Below are 15,469 nucleotides of genomic sequence, written 5' to 3' on the forward strand. Positions count from 1 at the left end.
ACTCTAGCCCATGTAGTCGGAGCAGGCGGACGGGACAAGAGCAACCATGAAACGGCTTACGCCAAGGCTCGAAAATGCTAACGCATCCTCGCCTTGAAACGATTTCGAATATCTCAACTGCGTCAGAGGCTTGAGATATTCGAAAAGAAAATACGAAGAGGCATCTTTGATAACTCTTCGTATTAGGGTGTGTGGACATTCGCCCTTGAGCGGGCTGCAAACGGCAATTTCCTGCGCTTACCTAGGCTCATGTACCTAAGTACGACTTAAGCTCCGGGTCTCGCAAATCACCGTTTTCGCCACGCCCAAAGCCGAATGTCCACACACCCTAAGGCAGAGCGTCATAGCCCTCGCCAAAGCCGTTCAGCTCCACCGGAATGCCGACGCGATCCTGATCGGAGGATTCGCGCACCGCAAACACCGCACTTTTGCCGGACCTGAGAATTTTCATCAACTGATCGTCGATTTCCACCTCGACATAGCAGCCCTCGGCAAAGCAGCGGGTGAAATAGGCACGCCCGACATTATTATTGTCGACGAAGAATTCCATGCCGTCCTTCAGGAGCACGCCGAGAGGCGCCAGCACGCGCAGCACCTTGGCCTTGCGGTCTGCCGTTTTCAGCACGACGACGGACAGGCTGACTTCAGGCCGGTCCTCGGCAATCACGTTCTGCATCAGGGCGCATTGTTCCTGCGCGGTTCCGGCTGGCGTGTCGCAGATGATGGACCAGGCACCATGATTGGAACGAACGGTGCCCGCCTGCTGTTGTTGAGCGAAAGCGGACGGCGCGGCCATCAGCGTCGCCGCGATCCCGGCCAACCCCGCTGCCACCCTGCCAGCGCGCAACACATTTTGGAAAACCATGAAACCCTCTGGAATTCGAATCAATCGGCCCATTGTTAAGCCCGGTGCCGCCGGTGAAAAGTCTTTATCACGCCGTCCGTCGAGAGGCGCATAAAGAAAAATGGCGGCATGGCAAGACCGGTAAAAACATCATTCCTCTTTTTCAGCGGAGTGAGGCATAATTGGGACTGACGAAGGGGACCGCCTTCATGCCCCTCGATTCGCCCGGGTGCCAGTCCCTGAAAATCTGCGGGCGGCCCAAAAAAGTTCTGTGAGGGATTGATGATGCGCAAAATGCCGCATGGAAGAAGGGGTTCGCGTTGTTGCGAAGAAGGCAGAATTGTGATTTTAAATTAGGATCATATCAGTGATTGTGCGCGGTCCGTTGATTTGGATCAAGCGCTGGAGGGAGAGGCAATCGTGATAGAAAGACTATGGAAGACACTGGCCGGAGGGATCACCGCAGCCGCGCTCTGTCTCTTCGCCGCCACCACCGCGCTGGCGGATCAGCCCGCCGAATGGCAGATCGATCTTCAGCCGCATGCGACACCGGTCATGGAGCAGGTGCGCTGGTTCAATCATTATACGCTTTGGTTCATAGTGCCGATCACGCTGTTCGTGCTGGCGCTCCTGATCATCGTCGTGGTGCGGTTCCGCGCCAGCGCCAATCCGGTGCCTTCGCGCACCAGTCACAACACGCTGATCGAGGTGGTCTGGACGGTCGGGCCGGTTCTGGTGCTGTTCTTCATTGCCATTCCCTCCTTCAACCTGCTGACCTACGAGCTTGTCGTGCCGGACAAGCCGGACCTGACGGTGAAGGCCACCGCCACGCAATGGCAGTGGAATTACGAATATCAGGGCGCGCCGAAGCCCGTGGCCTTCGACAGCTATCTGCTGAAGGACCAGGATCGTGCCAGCGCGGGCAAGGAAGACCACAAGATCTATCCGCGCCTTCTGGCCGTGGACAATGAAATGGTCATCCCGGTCGGCAAGACCGTGCGTCTGCTGGTCACTGCCGCGCCCACCGATGTCATCCACTCCTTCGCCATGCCGTCCTTCGGCGTGAAGATCGATGCCGTGCCGGGCCGTCTCAACGAAACCTGGTTCCGCGCCGACCGCGAAGGCCTGTTCTATGGCCAGTGCTCGGAGCTTTGCGGCAAGGACCACGCCTTCATGCCGATCGCCATCCGGGTGGTTTCGGATGACAAATACAACAGCTGGTTGACGGCTGCCGGTGCGGATCTCGGCGCCGCCAACAAGGCGCTGATGGCTCAGACCGACGCTCCGGCCAAGAGCGCCGTTCTCGCAGAGAACGTGACGAAGTGAGGGAGTGAGGACAATGGCAGGACCTGTCGCAGATACCCATGGGGCTCACGCCCATCATGACCACAAGCCGAGCTTCGTTTCCCGCTGGTTCTTTTCCACGAACCACAAGGATATCGGTACGCTCTACCTGATCTTCGCAATCATCGCAGGCATTATCGGCGGCGCGCTGTCGGTGGCCATGCGCATGGAGTTGCAGGAGCCGGGCATTCAGATTTTCCACGGCCTCGCCGCCATGGTCTATGGTTTCGAAGGTGATGCCGCCATCGATGGCGGCAAGCACATGTATAATGTGTTCACCACCGCGCATGCGTTGATCATGATCTTCTTCATGGTCATGCCGGCCCTGATCGGCGGTTTCGCCAACTGGATGATCCCGATCATGATCGGCGCGCCGGACATGGCGTTCCCGCGCCTCAACAACATCTCCTTCTGGCTGATCGTGCCGGCCTTCCTGCTGCTGTTGCTGTCCATGTTCGTGGAAGGTCCGGCAGGCGCTTATGGTGTCGGCGGCGGCTGGACCATGTATCCGCCTCTGGCCACTTCGGGCCAGCCGGGACCGGCCGTGGATCTGGCGATCTTCGCGCTGCATGTGTCCGGTGCCTCTTCCATTCTGGGGGCGATCAACTTCATCACGACCATCCTCAACATGCGCGCCCCCGGCATGACGCTGCACAAGATGCCGCTGTTCGCCTGGGCTGTTCTGGTCACGGCCTTCCTGTTGCTGCTGTCGCTGCCGGTTCTGGCGGGCGGCATCACCATGCTGCTGACCGACCGTAACTTCGGCACCACTTTCTTCGCACCGGAAGGCGGCGGTGATCCGATCCTCTACCAGCACCTGTTCTGGTTCTTCGGTCACCCGGAAGTCTACATCCTGATCCTGCCGGGCTTCGGCATCATCAGCCACATCGTTTCCACCTTCTCCAGAAAGCCGGTCTTCGGCTATCTCGGCATGGCCTATGCCATGGTCGCCATCGGTGCGGTGGGCTTCGTGGTCTGGGCGCACCACATGTACACGGTCGGCCTGTCGCTGGCCGCGCAGCGCTACTTCGTGTTCGCCACAATGGTCATCGCCGTTCCGACGGGCGTGAAGATCTTTTCGTGGATCGCCACCATGTGGGGCGGCTCGCTCAGCTTCCGCACGCCCATGGTCTGGGCCATCGGCTTCATATTCCTGTTCACGGTGGGTGGTGTCACGGGCGTGCAGCTTGCCAATGCCGGTCTCGACCGTTCGCTGCATGACACCTATTATGTGGTCGCACACTTCCACTACGTGCTGTCGCTCGGCGCCGTCTTCGCCATCTTCGCGGGCTGGTATTACTGGTTCCCGAAAATGTCGGGCTACATGTATAACGAGTTCATCGGAAAGCTGCATTTCTGGGTCATGTTCGTTGGTGTGAACATGGTCTTCTTCCCGCAGCACTTCCTGGGTCTCGCCGGCATGCCGCGCCGCTACATCGATTATCCGGACGCTTTCGCGGATTGGAACCGCATTTCCTCCTACGGCTCCTACATTGCCGCAGTGGGCGTGCTGATCTTCCTGTTCGGCGTGTTCGAAGCCTTTGCCCGCAAGCGGGTGGCTGGCGATAATCCGTGGGGTGAAGGTGCAACGACGCTGGAATGGCAGCTGTCTTCGCCGCCGCCTTACCACCAGTGGGAACAGCTCCCGCGTATCAAGTAAGTCTTTAACATCTTCCCCTGCCGCAGGTTCTGCCTGCGGCAGGGGCAACAAGAAAAGGAAGCAAGCCCTGCTCGGGTCGCTTCCGTCAGGGTCAGGAAATGGCAGTCATAGACAACAGCGAAACCATCGGCAGCCTTCAGGGCGGTACCGGCCTTTCCGAGGCAGGGGCGCGGGATTTCTTCGCGCTGCTCAAGCCGCGTGTCATGTCGCTCGTGGTCTTTACCGCCTTCGCCGGTCTCGTTCTGGCGCCCGGCCATATCAATCCGGTCCTGGGCGCCATTGCCATTCTCTGTATCGCCGTGGGGGCAGGGGCCTCCGGTGCGCTGAACATGTGGTATGACGCCGATATCGACGCGGTGATGACGCGCACAGCCTCGCGTCCCATTCCCGCAGGGCGCGTGAAGCCGGATGAGGCGCTGGCCTTCGGCATCACGCTTTCGGTGTTTTCGGTCGCCATTCTCGGGCTGACGGTCAACTGGTTCGCCGCCGCTTTTCTGGCCTTCACTATTTTCTTCTATGCTGTCGTCTATACCATGTGGCTGAAACGCTCGACGCCGCAGAATATCGTCATTGGCGGCGCGTCGGGTGCATTCCCGCCGATGATCGGCTGGGCCTGCGTCACGGGCGGAGTGTCGCTGGACAGCATCATTCTCTTCCTCATCATCTTTCTCTGGACCCCTGCGCATTTCTGGGCGCTGGCGCTGTTCAAGATGCAGGATTACGGCTCCGTCGGCGTGCCGATGATGCCGAATGTCGCGGGTATTCCGGTCACAAAGAAGCAGATTTTCGTTTATGCGGCGCTTACTGCGCTCTGTTCGATCGCGCCTGCCGCCACCGGGCTTGCATCCCTCTGGTACGGTCTGGCTGCCGGGCTTTTCAGTCTGGCCTTCGTTGCCTATGCCGTGCTGGTGTTGCGCATGCGCGACGGTGATGAGCGCATGGCTCCGGCGCGCAAGCTGTTTGCCTATTCCATCTTTTATCTCTTCGCGATCTTCTCGGCCTTGCTGGTCGATCATTACGCCCAGACCCTGTGGGGCATGGCATGATCGAAACCGTCAAGCCCACCGAGGCACAGAAAAAATCGAGGCGCAGCCGCAATATCGCGCTGGGCCTTGTGCTCGCCGGCCTGGTCGTCCTGTTTTATGTGATGACCCTGGTCAAGATCAGCGGCATGGGACATTAGGGAGAAGACCATGGCAGCGGGAGGAGAGCGGAGAAAATCGAAGGACTGGACGGTCGCGCTGGCTTGTCTGGCTTTTGTCGGCGCTGCTGTCGGCATGAGCTTTGCCGCCGTACCCTTCTATCGCCTCTACTGCCAGTTGACCGGCTATAACGGCACGACACAGCGGGTGGAGCAGGCCTCCGATGTGGTGCTGGATCGCAAGATCAACGTCACTTTCGATGCCAATATGTCGACGGGCCTGAACTGGGATTTCAAGCCCATGCAGGCCTCCGTCAATCCGCGTATCGGCGAAACCGTTGAGATCAAGTATCAGGCGACGAACCGTTCGCCCTACCCGACTAAGGGGCAGGCGGTGTTTAACGTCACACCCATGGAAGCAGCGGTCTACTTCAACAAGATCCAGTGTTTCTGCTTCAATGAGACCGTTTTGCAGCCGGGTGAAACCCTGGAGATGCCTGTGGTGTTCTATGTAGATCCGGACATCGTGAAGCAGGAAGAGACGAAAAATATCGGGACGATTACGTTGTCCTACACCTTCTATCCGCATGGCGGGGAAAAGCCGGTTGCGGGCCTGCCGGAGGATGCAGGCCAGACGAAGCCGAAATTGTGAGCAGGCCCGGCATGCCGGGCTCCGGAGAGGTTTAATTGGGGAATTGCTGACATGGCAGATGCGCATCAGAAACAACACGACTACCACATCATCGACCCCAGCCCCTGGCCGATCCTGGCCTCCGTCGGCGCCTTCATCATCACCTTTGGCGGCGTGGGCTACATGCGGTATCTGCATGGCGGCTCGTTCAAGCTGTTCGGCATGGAACTGGCGCATCCGTGGCTGTTCTTCATCGGGCTTGCCATCATTCTCTTCACGATGATCGGCTGGTGGGCCGATACGATCAAGGAAGCGCATCAGGGCGCCCACACCCGCGTTGTGTCGCTGCATCTGCGCTACGGCATGATCATGTTCATCGCCTCCGAGGTGATGTTCTTCGTTGCCTGGTTCTGGGCCTTCTTCGATGCCAGCCTCTTTCCGCATGAAGCCATTCAGGCCTCACGGGTGGAGTTCACTGGCGGGCAATGGCCGCCAAAGGGCGTCGAAGTGCTCGATCCCTGGCACCTGCCGCTTTACAATACCGTCATCCTGCTCCTGTCCGGCACCTGCGTAACCTGGGCGCACCACGCCCTGCTGCATAATGACCGCAAGGGCCTGATTTCCGGCCTGTCGCTGACGGTTGCGCTTGGCATCCTGTTCTCCTTCGTGCAGGGCTATGAATATGCGCATGCGCCCTTCGAGTTCAAAAGCTCAATCTACGGCGCCACTTTCTTCATGGCCACGGGCTTCCACGGCTTCCACGTTCTCGTCGGCACCATCTTCCTGATCGTCTGCCTGCTCAGGGCGCTGAAGGGGGATTTCACCCCCAAGCAGCATTTTGGTTTCGAGGCGGCGGCCTGGTACTGGCACTTCGTGGACGTGGTCTGGCTGTTCCTGTTCTTCTCCATCTATATCTGGGGTGGCTGGGGCGCGCCGCTCGCCGTGGAATAAGCCGAGGATATCCGGGAGCGGCTGTCAGCAGCCGCCCCGGTTTTTGCAAGGAGGCCTGCCATGAGCGACGAAAACCGGTATCCGCCCGTGGAGCCTCAGCGGGTTGCCTTGTCCGCCTGCTGCCCGCGCTGTGGCCGAGGTAGGCTGTTCAAGGGCCTGAGCGAATTGAAGCCCGCCTGCGAGGTCTGCGGGCTTGATTACACCACAGTCGATCCGGGTGATGGCGCGCCGATTTTCGTCATTCTTATTGCCGATTTCGTGGTGGTGGGTCTCGCGCTTTACACAGAGATCACCTATTCGCCCGGTCTTTGGGTGCATTTCTTTATCTTCGGCCCGCTTGCCATTCTCCTGTCGCTCTGGCTGCTGCGCACCATCAAGGCGTTGCTGATTGCGCTGCAATACCGCAACCATGCCCGGCCCGGCACGATTGACCGGAGCTAGAGACGCATGCGCCGTTTCAAGCTGGCGTTCACCATCGTCCTGACGCTTGCCGCCATTGCCGTGCTTATTGGTCTCGGAAACTGGCAGATGCATCGCCTCGCCTGGAAGGAAAGCCTGCTCGCCGCCATTGAGGAGCGCCGCCACCAGCCGCCCGAAACATCTGAGGAGATTGCCGCCGAGGTCGGTTCAGGCGCGGAGATCGATTACAAGGCGATGACCGCGACGGGGACGTTTTTGAACGACAAGGAGCGGCATTTTCTGGCCACGCGCGATGGCGTGCCGGGTTATCATGTCTATACGCCGCTCCAGCTTTCGGATGGGACGTTTCTCTTCGTCAATCGCGGTTTCGTGCCTGCGGAGAAGAAAGACCCGGCCACCCGCATGGGGGGGCAATTGCTGGGCGAACAGCGCATCACCGGTCTTGCCCGCGCGCGGCTGGCAGGCAGGCCGTCTTCTCTGGTGCCGGATAATGATCCGGTCAAGAATATTTTTTATTGGAAGGATCTCGATGCCATGGCCGCCAGCACCGGCCTGCCACAGGAGAAGGTCCTGCCGTTTTTCCTGGATGCAGGGCCTGAGCCCGTGCCGGGCGGTCTGCCAGTTGGCGGCGTGACGGAGATTGATCTGCCCAACAACCACCTGCAATACGCCTTGACGTGGTACGGGCTCGCCGCAACGCTTGCGGTTGTTTCGGGATTGGCTTTTTTAAGAAGAAAACGCTGACAAAGATTTTACTTCATTTTCAATCTGCTAATTTGAGGCGCGGGCATGGGGGCTCGTAAAAAGGGGAAAATATGGTTGCCAATCTGCTGGTTGCTCTGGTGGCGCTGGAGCATGTCTATATTCTGGTGCTGGAGATGTTTCTCTGGACCCGGCCCGTGGGCCGCAAGGCCTTCCGCATGAGCCTGGAAAAGGCCGAGATAACCCGGGTCATGGCGGCCAATCAGGGCCTTTATAACGGTTTTCTCGCGGCGGGGCTTTTCTGGTCGGTGCTGCATCCCGATCCGGCCTTTGCCTATCAACTCAAGCTGTTTTTTCTTGGCGCAGTGATCATCGCTGGCCTATATGGGGCAAAGACCGTGTCGCGGCGCATCCTGTTCATCCAGGCGGCGCCCGCGGCCCTTGCCCTTTTCAGCGTGCTCTTGACAGGATGACCATGGATAGCCTCAGCGCAAAGATACCCTTGACGATCCGCCTTTGCGGTCCACGCGGCTTTTGCGCCGGGGTGGACCGGGCGATCCAGATCGTGGTGCTGGCGCTGAAGGCCTATGGCGCACCGGTCTATGTGCGCCATGAAATCGTGCATAATCGCTATGTGGTGGAAGGTCTGCAGGCCAAGGGAGCGATCTTTGTCGAGGAACTCGATGAGATCCCGGCGGAGCATCGCAGCCAGCCCGTGGTGTTTTCCGCCCATGGCGTGCCGAAATCCGTGCCGGAAGATGCCCGCACCCGCAATCTTTTCTATCTCGACGCCACCTGTCCGCTGGTGTCGAAAGTGCACAAGCAGGCCATGCGCCACCAGCGGCTTGGCCGACATGTCATCCTCATCGGTCACGCCGGTCATCCGGAGGTGATCGGCACGATGGGGCAATTGCCGGAAGGCAGCGTTTCGCTGATCGAGACGGTGGAGGATGCGGCGCGCTACCAGCCGGAAAATCCGGATAACCTCGGCTATGTCACCCAGACCACGCTTTCGGTCGATGACACGGCTGGCGTCATCGACAAGCTCATGGAGCGCTTTCCCAATCTCACCGCACCTGCGGCGGACAGCATCTGTTATGCCACCACCAACCGGCAGGAAGCAGTGAAGCAGGCAGCGCCCGGCTGCGATCTTTTCGTGACCGTCGGGGCGCCCAATTCCTCGAATTCGAAGCGGCTGGTGGAAGTGGCCCTCAAGGCCGGTGCGCAGCGCTCCATCCTGGTGCAGCGCGCCTCGGAGCTGGATTGGGACGAGATCGGTCCGATCCGCACGCTTGGCCTCTCCGCCGGTGCCTCGGCGCCGGAGGTGGTGGTCAATGAAATCATCGAAGCGTTCAAATCCCGCTTCGATGCCACCATCGAACTGGCGGAATTCACCATCGAGAACGAGAATTTCCTGGTGAACCGGGAATTGCGCGAGGTGGAACTGACCCAGCAGGACATGGCCTTCGTCAACGGCTGAGGCTTCAAGCGACAAAGCTGTGCCTCGCCCTTGGCTGGGGCTGGTACTTCCGGTGTGAGCGCTCTAAAACAGCCGGATTGGCAAACAACAGCATCCGGGCGCAAGCAGTGGCAGTCTATACCGACATCAACGAAGTGGACCTGAAAGCCTTTCTGGCGCAGTACGAGACGGGCGACCTTCTCTCGTTCAAAGGCATTGCCGAGGGCGTGGAAAATTCCAACTTCCTGCTGCATACCACCAAAGGCGCGCTTATTCTCACGCTCTATGAAAAGCGGGTGGAAAAGACGGATCTGCCGTTTTTCTTAGGCCTGATGCATCATCTGGCTGATCGCGGGCTGAACTGCCCGCTGCCCTTGCCGCGCCGGGACGGCGCTTTGCTGGGGGAATTGTCGGGCCGTCCAGCGGCGCTGATTTCCTTTCTGGAGGGCATGTGGCTGCGCAAGCCCGAGGCCAATCATTGCGGTGCGGTGGGCCGAGCGCTCGCGGAAATGCATCTGAAGGCAGAGGGTTTTGCCCTTGCCCGGCCCAATGCGCTCTCGGTTCCGGGATGGCAGGCGCTCTGGGCCAAGGCGAAGGATCGCGCGGACGAGGTACAGCCCGGGCTTTCCGAGGAGATCTCCGGCGAACTGGAGCTCCTGGCACGGAGCTGGCCAGAGTCCTTGCCTGCTGGCGTCATCCATGCCGATCTTTTCCCGGACAATGTCTTCTTTATCGGCGATGCGCTTTCAGGCCTGATCGATTTCTATTTCGCCTGCAATGATTTCCTCGCCTATGATCTCGCCATTTCCCTCAATGCCTGGTGCTTTGAAAAAGACGGCAGCTATAACCTCACCAAAGGCAAGGCGATGATCGAGGGCTATGTCGCGGTGCGGCCCCTGTCGGATGAGGAACTGGCTGCCCTGCCGCTTCTGGCGCGGGGGGCGGCGCTGCGCTTTTTCCTCACCCGGCTTTACGACTGGCTGACGACACCGGCCGGGGCCCTCGTCGTCAAGAAGGACCCGCTGGAATATCTGCGCAAGCTGCGCTTCCACGCCAAGGCGCAGTCGGCGGCGGATTACGGATTGTTTGTATGAAGCATATCGAGATTTTCACCGACGGCGCCTGCTCGGGCAATCCCGGTCCGGGCGGCTGGGGCGCTATTCTGCGCTACGGCGAGAAGGAGCGGGAACTGTTCGGCGGCGAGGCCGAGACCACCAACAACCGCATGGAACTGATGGCAGCCATCCAGGCGCTGGGCGCCCTGAAGGAGGCTTGCGAGGTAGATCTTTACACCGACAGTGCCTATGTGAAAGACGGTATCAGCAAGTGGATTTTCGGCTGGAAGAAAAACGGCTGGAAAACCGCCGACAAGAAACCGGTGAAAAATGCCGAACTGTGGCAGCAGCTGGAAGAGGCTCGAAACCGGCATAAGGTCACGCTGCATTGGGTGAAGGGCCATGCCGGACATCCCGAAAACGAACGCGCCGATGAACTGGCGCGCCGCGGCATGGAGCCGTTCAAGAAGGGCAACCGCATCTAGAGCATTGTTCTACTGCATAATTTTATCCTTCAATCGGAATCGATTGAAGGATAAAATTATGCAGTAGATTTAAAGTGTTGCAGCGAACCTTTGTGCGCCATTTATGGCGCACGGCGCTGTAAATGCTTGTTTTTACGCATGTCCGGACGGAAAATCGGATTCCACTTTTTCTGGAAATGCTCTCATACAAAGGAGATCGCATGATCCTTCACACGGTTCTGATCCGTTTCAAGGCGGCGGTGCAGGAGGCGGAGAAACAGGCGCTCTACGATGCCGTCCGAGCCTTGCAGGCCGATATTCCCGGCATGGACGATGTGAAGGCGGGTCCGAATATGTCGAATGAGGGGCTGGATGGCGGCTTTCGCGATGGCTTCATCATCACCTTTGCCACACGCGCGGCGCGTGACCAGTTTCTCAAGCATCCGGATTATCTGGTGATTGGCGATACGATTGTCGCCTCTACCGATGGCGGCCTCTCCGGCGTGCTGCTTTTCGAACTGGAATTAGAGCGCCGATCTGATTGAATCAGATCAGCGCTCTAACATTTTATGTGTGAAGCATAATTTTATCGATCCTCGTTTCACGCCGGTCGAATTATGCTCTATGAAGACTGTAACGCTGCATCCGCGGCAATGGCCTTCAGCGTCGCCTCGAAATCCCGGGTGAAGCGCGCTGTGTCGAACAGCGGCGCGGTTTTCCGTGCGGCAATCAGATGCTGGCGCAGGTGGGAAAGGCGGTTCCCATCCTGCGCCAGTTCGGCCGCCAGGCGGCCAAACCCTTGTAAATCCTCGGCAACAAGCTGCGGCAGGCCGACAGCCTGCAACAGGCTTTGTGAAACCCGGCCAGCAAAGCTTGTGCCTTTCCAGGTGACGACCGGCACCGCCGCCCACAGCGCATCCGCCGTGGTGGTGTGGCCGTTGTAAGGCCCGGTATCCAAAGCCAGATCGGCATGGCAAAGCCGCTGCAGATGCTGGTCGAGCGGTAGTTTCGGCGCAAAGATCAGCCGTTCGGGCTGAACGCCTGCAAGGCTGGCTGCGCGGCCGAGATTGGCCTTTGCCATGGCTGGCATGTCGATCAGCCAGAGCACGGAGCCCGGCACGGCTTTCAGCACGTCCATCCAGGTGCGAAACACCGCGCCACGGATCTTGACCGGCTGGTTGAAGGAACAGAAGACGATGCCCTCATCCGGCAGCCCGAAGCGGCTGCGCGGACCGTCGCGCTCGACCACCAGCCGCTTGTCATCATTGGCCTGATAGCTGTGCGGTAGGGTAAAAAGCTTTTCCGCATAGAAGGCTTGGGCGCTGGGCGGCGTTACAGTGGCGTCGGTGATGGCGTAATCAATGCCCACCCCCGCCACACTGCCCGGAAAGCCGAGATAGGTGACCTGTATCGGGGCAGGTCTGCGGCAGAAAATGCCCAGCCGGTTATTATGGGTAAAGCCCTTGAGATCGATGAGGATGTCGAGATCAAGCGCTGCAATGGTGCGGGCTGCGGCATCGTCATCAAGGTCGAGAATATCGACGAAATGGTCCACGGCGTTCAGAAAGCGATCTCTTAGAGTGTTTCCAGGAAAAGTGGGAACCGGTTTTCCGTCCGGAAACACGTTAAAACAGTTTAGCGGCCCGTTCCGGTCCTTGGTCCGGGTGTGGCAAATGCCGAAAACCTCAAACTGGCTTCGGTCATGCGCTTCCAGCACGCCGGCAAACAAGGCCAGTGTCGCGTGCTCATGAAAATCTGAGGAAAGATAGCCGATCCGCAAACGCCGGTTCGGCTTCGGCCGATAGGGGCGCCGCGCCGCGAAGGCGCCGACCCGCTGCCGGGCAGTATTGATGGCGCTCAGCACGTGATAGGCTTCGTCACCGCTCCATTGCAGCGAGCGAAATACGGTTTCGCGGATATCCAGTTTTTCGCCGTCGGTGGCGTAAGCTGCCTCAAGCCGCGCCTGCAGGTCTTCCGCCAGAGGGAAGTCGCAGAGACCCAGCGCGCACCAGAAATATTCCGTCAGGACCAACCGGTCCTCGGGGCGCGCGCCAAAGGCTGCGGCCACCAACGGCATGGCGTCCTCCAGCCTGTCGAGGCCGATCAGCACCATGCCGGCATTCATCCAATTGTCGAAGCTCTTGCCGATTTCGGCCAGCGTTAAGGCAAAGGGAAGCGCACGCGAATAATCGCCCGCCTCACGGTAGAGGCTGCAAATCGAATGAACGATATCGATATTCCGCGGAAACAGCCGGTCGAGGCTGATGAGCAGATCCAGCGCCTGCCGCGTCTCACCGGCCTCGAAATAGTGAGAAACGGCACGAAGGCCAAGGGTGCGGCGCATGTCCGGTCTTGCCGCCATGGCGGCCTCATAGCAGCGGGCAGCTTCGAGATGGGCGCCGAGATGTTCGTGGATCGAGGCCCTGAGGATCAGGGCGTCCGGCGTTTCGCCTTCGCAGGCGCTGGCGCGGTCAACCGTGGCGAGGGCTTGCTGATAAGCCCCTTGCAGAAATTCCTGCCTTGCCTGGTTGAAAAGTGCTGCCACGAAATTCCTGCCGGTCATGATTTGACATCGGCAGGGTTAGGCCGACAGCCTTGCTCCAGGCTGTCGGCCTTTCCTGTCTCTGCGGATTACAGCCGCGCCAGCATGGCTTCGGCAGACGAAACCGTGGCCTGGCCGGGATTTTCCTCGATATCGAGGCTCTTCACCACGCCATCGTCGACCAGCATCGAGTAGCGCTTTGAGCGCACGCCGAGACCACCGGCGGAGAGATCGATGTCGAGACCGATGGCCTTGGTGAAGCCTGCATCCCAATCGGCGAGGAAGTGAATCTTGCCTGCACCGCCGCTGGCCTGCGCCCAGGCGCCCATGACGTGCCAGTCATTGACGGCGATCACGGCAATGGCGTCCACGCCCTTGGCCAGCAACGCATCGCGATGTTCCAGATAGCCGGGCAGGTGGTTCAGCGTGCAGGTGGGGGTAAAGGCACCGGGAACGGCAAAAACCACGACGCGCTTGCCCTTGAACAGCTGCTCCGTGGTGACTTCGACGGGGCCTTCCGCCGTTTTTTCCTTGAAACTCGCCTGGGGAAGGTGATCGCCGACAGCAATGGTCATGAAAGCTCTCCTCATTGAAATCAGGTCGCGACGCGACCGTCAGGGCTGCACTATAGGCAGGGCCTGATCGAACACAAGCGGCGCTTCCATGGCCCGGTGATTTCCCGCAAGCACCAGCAACCGCCAGGTTTTGCCGGCGGGGCTGTAGTTCTTCGGCAGCTTGCCAAGGGCAATCCTGAGCGACATATGCCGGTCATCCCCGGAAAGGCGCTGGTATTCCATGAAAAGATGACCTTCCGGACCGGTCAGCAGCAGGCGAGGCTCCGGCTTCGATCCTGCCGGGACCAGAAGATCGACATCGAGGCTGGCAAGATCGGCAGCCATGCGAAAGCCCGTAACGGTAAAATCTTCGGACGGCGGCGCGGGCAGACGGCTCTTTGCCTTTTCCACCGCCCTGATCTCGCCGGGATCGGATCTGTCTTCCCCGGTCAGCGGCACGGTCAGGTCTGCCTGAAAAGGAATGCAGATATTCCGGCACATGCCGATAAAAGCATTGGCCCGAAAGGCTTTTGCCTCCCCTTGTGCCGTCAGGGTGAAGGGAAAGGTCACGGGCAGATCGTATCCGACATCACGAACCGTGCCGATATCCATGCGTTTCGGCACGGGAAAGGTCAGATCGGACATGGTAACCGGCTGTCCGGGCGCGGGCGTCAGCTGCGGTGGAATGCCCGCATCGCCGGGTTCGCGCCAGTAGGTGAACCAGCCGGGATTGGGCTCGATCTGCAAGGCCGCCTGGCGAAGGCCGTTTGTGTCCGGCGGCAGGACGATGAGGCGCATGCGCCCGCCTTCGCTGACCGCCCAGCTGGAACTGGCGGCATGGACATGCGTTACGGGAAGAAGGCTGAGAAGGCAGACCAGAAAAAATCGATGCATGAGGACCGGTTTGAAAGAGGTGCGTCAGCCGATATAGGCGAGGGGGCACCCACCTGCCAATCACGCTTTCGGCGCTGCCATCATTTTCGGTTGATTGATGTGGGTCTATGCCCCACATTGTTATTTTAAGAGTGTGTCGCATGTTTCGGCCTGCTTCCAGTGGCAGGCCTTGCAATCCAACCCAACGGAGGCAACATGGCATTTTCGACCCTGAAGCCTGATCGTGAACGCGGATTTCTGGATGGCCAGTTTCTGATTGCCATGCCCGGCATGAGCGATGGCAATTTTTCGCGCGCCGTGGTCTATATCTGCGCTCACTCCGCGGCAGGGGCCATGGGCTTCATCATCAACCGGTCACAGCCGGTGAAATTTGCCGATATCCTGCTGCATCTGAACCTGATCGATCAGAACGACGCGATCATGCTGCCGCATGAAACGCGGGATTTTCCCATCCAGTGCGGCGGCCCGGTGGAAACCGGGCGCGGTTTCGTGCTGCATTCGGATGATTATCTGAGCGACAGTTCCATCCCCGTCAGCGACGACATCTCGCTCACCGCCACGCTCGATATCGTGCGCGCCATCTCCGACGGGCGCGGGCCGCGCAAGGCCACCATGCTGCTTGGCTATGCCGGATGGGGGCCGGGTCAGCTGGAGGCGGAAATCGCCCGCAATGGCTGGCTCAACTGCCCGGCTTCGGAAGACCTGATCTTCGACCGATCACTGGACGGAAAATACGAACGCGCCCTTGCCCTCATCGGCATCAGCCCCGCGACGCTTTCGGCAGAAGCGGGGCATGCCTGATTGAGAA

Annotated in this window: 18 protein-coding genes; 14 read left to right on the plus strand and 4 right to left on the minus strand. The window is 59.5% G+C overall.

Going from position 1 to position 15,469, the window contains the following annotated elements:
* Positions 1 to 328: 328 nt before the first annotated feature.
* Entirely contained in the window at positions 329 to 865 is a 537-nt protein-coding gene (locus QO005_RS07020; RefSeq protein WP_307157279.1) for an invasion associated locus B family protein, read from the minus strand.
* A gap of 423 nt (positions 866 to 1,288) precedes the next feature.
* Here QO005_RS07020 and coxB point away from each other — a divergent pair, with 423 nt between their 5' ends.
* The 13 genes from coxB (at position 1,289) to QO005_RS07085 (ending at position 11,216) form a co-directional block, all read left to right on the plus strand.
* Positions 1,289 to 2,170 (plus strand): cytochrome c oxidase subunit II, encoded by an 882-nt coding sequence (gene coxB / locus QO005_RS07025; protein WP_307157414.1) that lies wholly within the window; start codon positions 1,289 to 1,291, stop codon positions 2,168 to 2,170.
* Positions 2,171 to 2,183: 13 nt separating this feature from the next.
* A complete protein-coding gene (gene ctaD, locus QO005_RS07030; protein WP_307157280.1) occupies positions 2,184 to 3,848 on the plus strand; it encodes a cytochrome c oxidase subunit I in 1,665 nt (554 codons plus the stop codon).
* Positions 3,849 to 3,946: 98 nt separating this feature from the next.
* Positions 3,947 to 4,894, plus strand: coding sequence for a heme o synthase (locus QO005_RS07035; protein ID WP_307157281.1), 948 nt, complete (start codon positions 3,947 to 3,949; stop codon positions 4,892 to 4,894).
* Positions 4,894 to 5,031, plus strand: coding sequence for a cytochrome c oxidase system small membrane protein (locus QO005_RS07040; protein ID WP_503128568.1), 138 nt, complete (start codon positions 4,894 to 4,896; stop codon positions 5,029 to 5,031). The genes QO005_RS07035 and QO005_RS07040 overlap by 1 nt, the downstream gene beginning before the upstream one ends.
* Before the next feature lie 10 nt (positions 5,032 to 5,041).
* Positions 5,042 to 5,641: a cytochrome c oxidase assembly protein gene (locus tag QO005_RS07045; RefSeq protein WP_307157282.1), complete on the plus strand. Its 600-nt coding sequence runs from the start codon at positions 5,042 to 5,044 to the stop codon at positions 5,639 to 5,641.
* Between the two features lie 51 nt (positions 5,642 to 5,692).
* Entirely contained in the window at positions 5,693 to 6,571 is an 879-nt protein-coding gene (locus QO005_RS07050; protein WP_307157283.1) for a cytochrome c oxidase subunit 3, read from the plus strand.
* A gap of 60 nt (positions 6,572 to 6,631) precedes the next feature.
* Positions 6,632 to 7,012, plus strand: coding sequence for a DUF983 domain-containing protein (locus QO005_RS07055; RefSeq protein ID WP_307157284.1), 381 nt, complete (start codon positions 6,632 to 6,634; stop codon positions 7,010 to 7,012).
* Positions 7,013 to 7,018: 6 nt separating this feature from the next.
* A complete protein-coding gene (locus QO005_RS07060) occupies positions 7,019 to 7,735 on the plus strand; it encodes an SURF1 family protein (protein WP_307157285.1) in 717 nt (238 codons plus the stop codon).
* 71 nt (positions 7,736 to 7,806) lie between these two features.
* The gene (locus QO005_RS07065; protein WP_307157287.1) at positions 7,807 to 8,166 is read left to right on the plus strand and encodes a DUF1304 domain-containing protein; all 360 of its coding nucleotides are present in this window, start codon (positions 7,807 to 7,809) and stop codon (positions 8,164 to 8,166) included.
* A 2-nt stretch (positions 8,167 to 8,168) separates the two neighbouring features.
* On the plus strand, positions 8,169 to 9,173 hold the full coding sequence (gene ispH, locus QO005_RS07070; RefSeq protein ID WP_307157288.1) for a 4-hydroxy-3-methylbut-2-enyl diphosphate reductase: 1,005 nt from the start codon (positions 8,169 to 8,171) through the stop codon (positions 9,171 to 9,173).
* 107 nt (positions 9,174 to 9,280) lie between these two features.
* Entirely contained in the window at positions 9,281 to 10,246 is a 966-nt protein-coding gene (locus QO005_RS07075; RefSeq protein ID WP_307157289.1) for a homoserine kinase, read from the plus strand.
* Positions 10,243 to 10,692: a ribonuclease HI gene (gene rnhA, locus QO005_RS07080; RefSeq protein ID WP_307157290.1), complete on the plus strand. Its 450-nt coding sequence runs from the start codon at positions 10,243 to 10,245 to the stop codon at positions 10,690 to 10,692. The genes QO005_RS07075 and rnhA overlap by 4 nt, the downstream gene beginning before the upstream one ends.
* Before the next feature lie 200 nt (positions 10,693 to 10,892).
* Positions 10,893 to 11,216: a Dabb family protein gene (locus tag QO005_RS07085; RefSeq protein WP_307157291.1), complete on the plus strand. Its 324-nt coding sequence runs from the start codon at positions 10,893 to 10,895 to the stop codon at positions 11,214 to 11,216.
* 77 nt (positions 11,217 to 11,293) lie between these two features.
* Here QO005_RS07085 and QO005_RS07090 read toward each other — a convergent pair whose 3' ends face one another.
* The 3 genes from QO005_RS07090 to QO005_RS07100 all read right to left on the minus strand — a co-directional run bounded on the left by QO005_RS07090 (position 11,294) and on the right by QO005_RS07100 (position 14,661).
* Positions 11,294 to 13,234: an O-linked N-acetylglucosamine transferase, SPINDLY family protein gene (locus QO005_RS07090; protein WP_307157292.1), complete on the minus strand. Its 1,941-nt coding sequence runs from the start codon at positions 13,232 to 13,234 to the stop codon at positions 11,294 to 11,296.
* A gap of 68 nt (positions 13,235 to 13,302) precedes the next feature.
* Complete coding sequence (locus tag QO005_RS07095; RefSeq protein ID WP_307157293.1) at positions 13,303 to 13,788, minus strand: peroxiredoxin; 486 nt, start codon at positions 13,786 to 13,788, stop codon at positions 13,303 to 13,305.
* Positions 13,789 to 13,827: 39 nt separating this feature from the next.
* Positions 13,828 to 14,661, minus strand: coding sequence for a protein-disulfide reductase DsbD domain-containing protein (locus QO005_RS07100; protein ID WP_307157294.1), 834 nt, complete (start codon positions 14,659 to 14,661; stop codon positions 13,828 to 13,830).
* A gap of 195 nt (positions 14,662 to 14,856) precedes the next feature.
* Between QO005_RS07100 and QO005_RS07105 the strand changes: the two genes are divergently transcribed.
* Positions 14,857 to 15,462 carry a YqgE/AlgH family protein gene (locus QO005_RS07105; RefSeq protein ID WP_307157295.1) on the plus strand — a complete coding sequence of 202 codons (606 nt, stop codon included), beginning with the start codon at positions 14,857 to 14,859 and terminating at the stop codon, positions 15,460 to 15,462.
* Positions 15,463 to 15,469: the final 7 nt, after the last annotated feature.

Origin of the sequence: Allorhizobium paknamense (assembly GCF_030815125.1) — a bacterium.
GTDB classification, from domain to species: Bacteria; Pseudomonadota; Alphaproteobacteria; order Rhizobiales; family Rhizobiaceae; genus Allorhizobium; species Allorhizobium paknamense.

Coding starts and splice junctions, on each gene's coding strand:
- QO005_RS07020 (WP_307157279.1), bottom strand. CDS start 865: ATGGTTTTCCAAAATGTGTTGCGCGCTGGCAGGGTGGCAGCGGGGTTG.
- ctaD (WP_307157280.1), top strand. CDS start 2,184: ATGGCAGGACCTGTCGCAGATACCCATGGGGCTCACGCCCATCATGAC.
- QO005_RS07035 (WP_307157281.1), top strand. CDS start 3,947: ATGGCAGTCATAGACAACAGCGAAACCATCGGCAGCCTTCAGGGCGGT.
- QO005_RS07045 (WP_307157282.1), top strand. CDS start 5,042: ATGGCAGCGGGAGGAGAGCGGAGAAAATCGAAGGACTGGACGGTCGCG.
- QO005_RS07050 (WP_307157283.1), top strand. CDS start 5,693: ATGGCAGATGCGCATCAGAAACAACACGACTACCACATCATCGACCCC.
- QO005_RS07055 (WP_307157284.1), top strand. CDS start 6,632: ATGAGCGACGAAAACCGGTATCCGCCCGTGGAGCCTCAGCGGGTTGCC.
- QO005_RS07060 (WP_307157285.1), top strand. CDS start 7,019: ATGCGCCGTTTCAAGCTGGCGTTCACCATCGTCCTGACGCTTGCCGCC.
- QO005_RS07065 (WP_307157287.1), top strand. CDS start 7,807: ATGGTTGCCAATCTGCTGGTTGCTCTGGTGGCGCTGGAGCATGTCTAT.
- ispH (WP_307157288.1), top strand. CDS start 8,169: ATGGATAGCCTCAGCGCAAAGATACCCTTGACGATCCGCCTTTGCGGT.
- rnhA (WP_307157290.1), top strand. CDS start 10,243: ATGAAGCATATCGAGATTTTCACCGACGGCGCCTGCTCGGGCAATCCC.
- QO005_RS07085 (WP_307157291.1), top strand. CDS start 10,893: ATGATCCTTCACACGGTTCTGATCCGTTTCAAGGCGGCGGTGCAGGAG.
- QO005_RS07090 (WP_307157292.1), bottom strand. CDS start 13,234: ATGACCGGCAGGAATTTCGTGGCAGCACTTTTCAACCAGGCAAGGCAG.
- QO005_RS07095 (WP_307157293.1), bottom strand. CDS start 13,788: ATGACCATTGCTGTCGGCGATCACCTTCCCCAGGCGAGTTTCAAGGAA.
- QO005_RS07100 (WP_307157294.1), bottom strand. CDS start 14,661: ATGCATCGATTTTTTCTGGTCTGCCTTCTCAGCCTTCTTCCCGTAACG.
- QO005_RS07105 (WP_307157295.1), top strand. CDS start 14,857: ATGGCATTTTCGACCCTGAAGCCTGATCGTGAACGCGGATTTCTGGAT.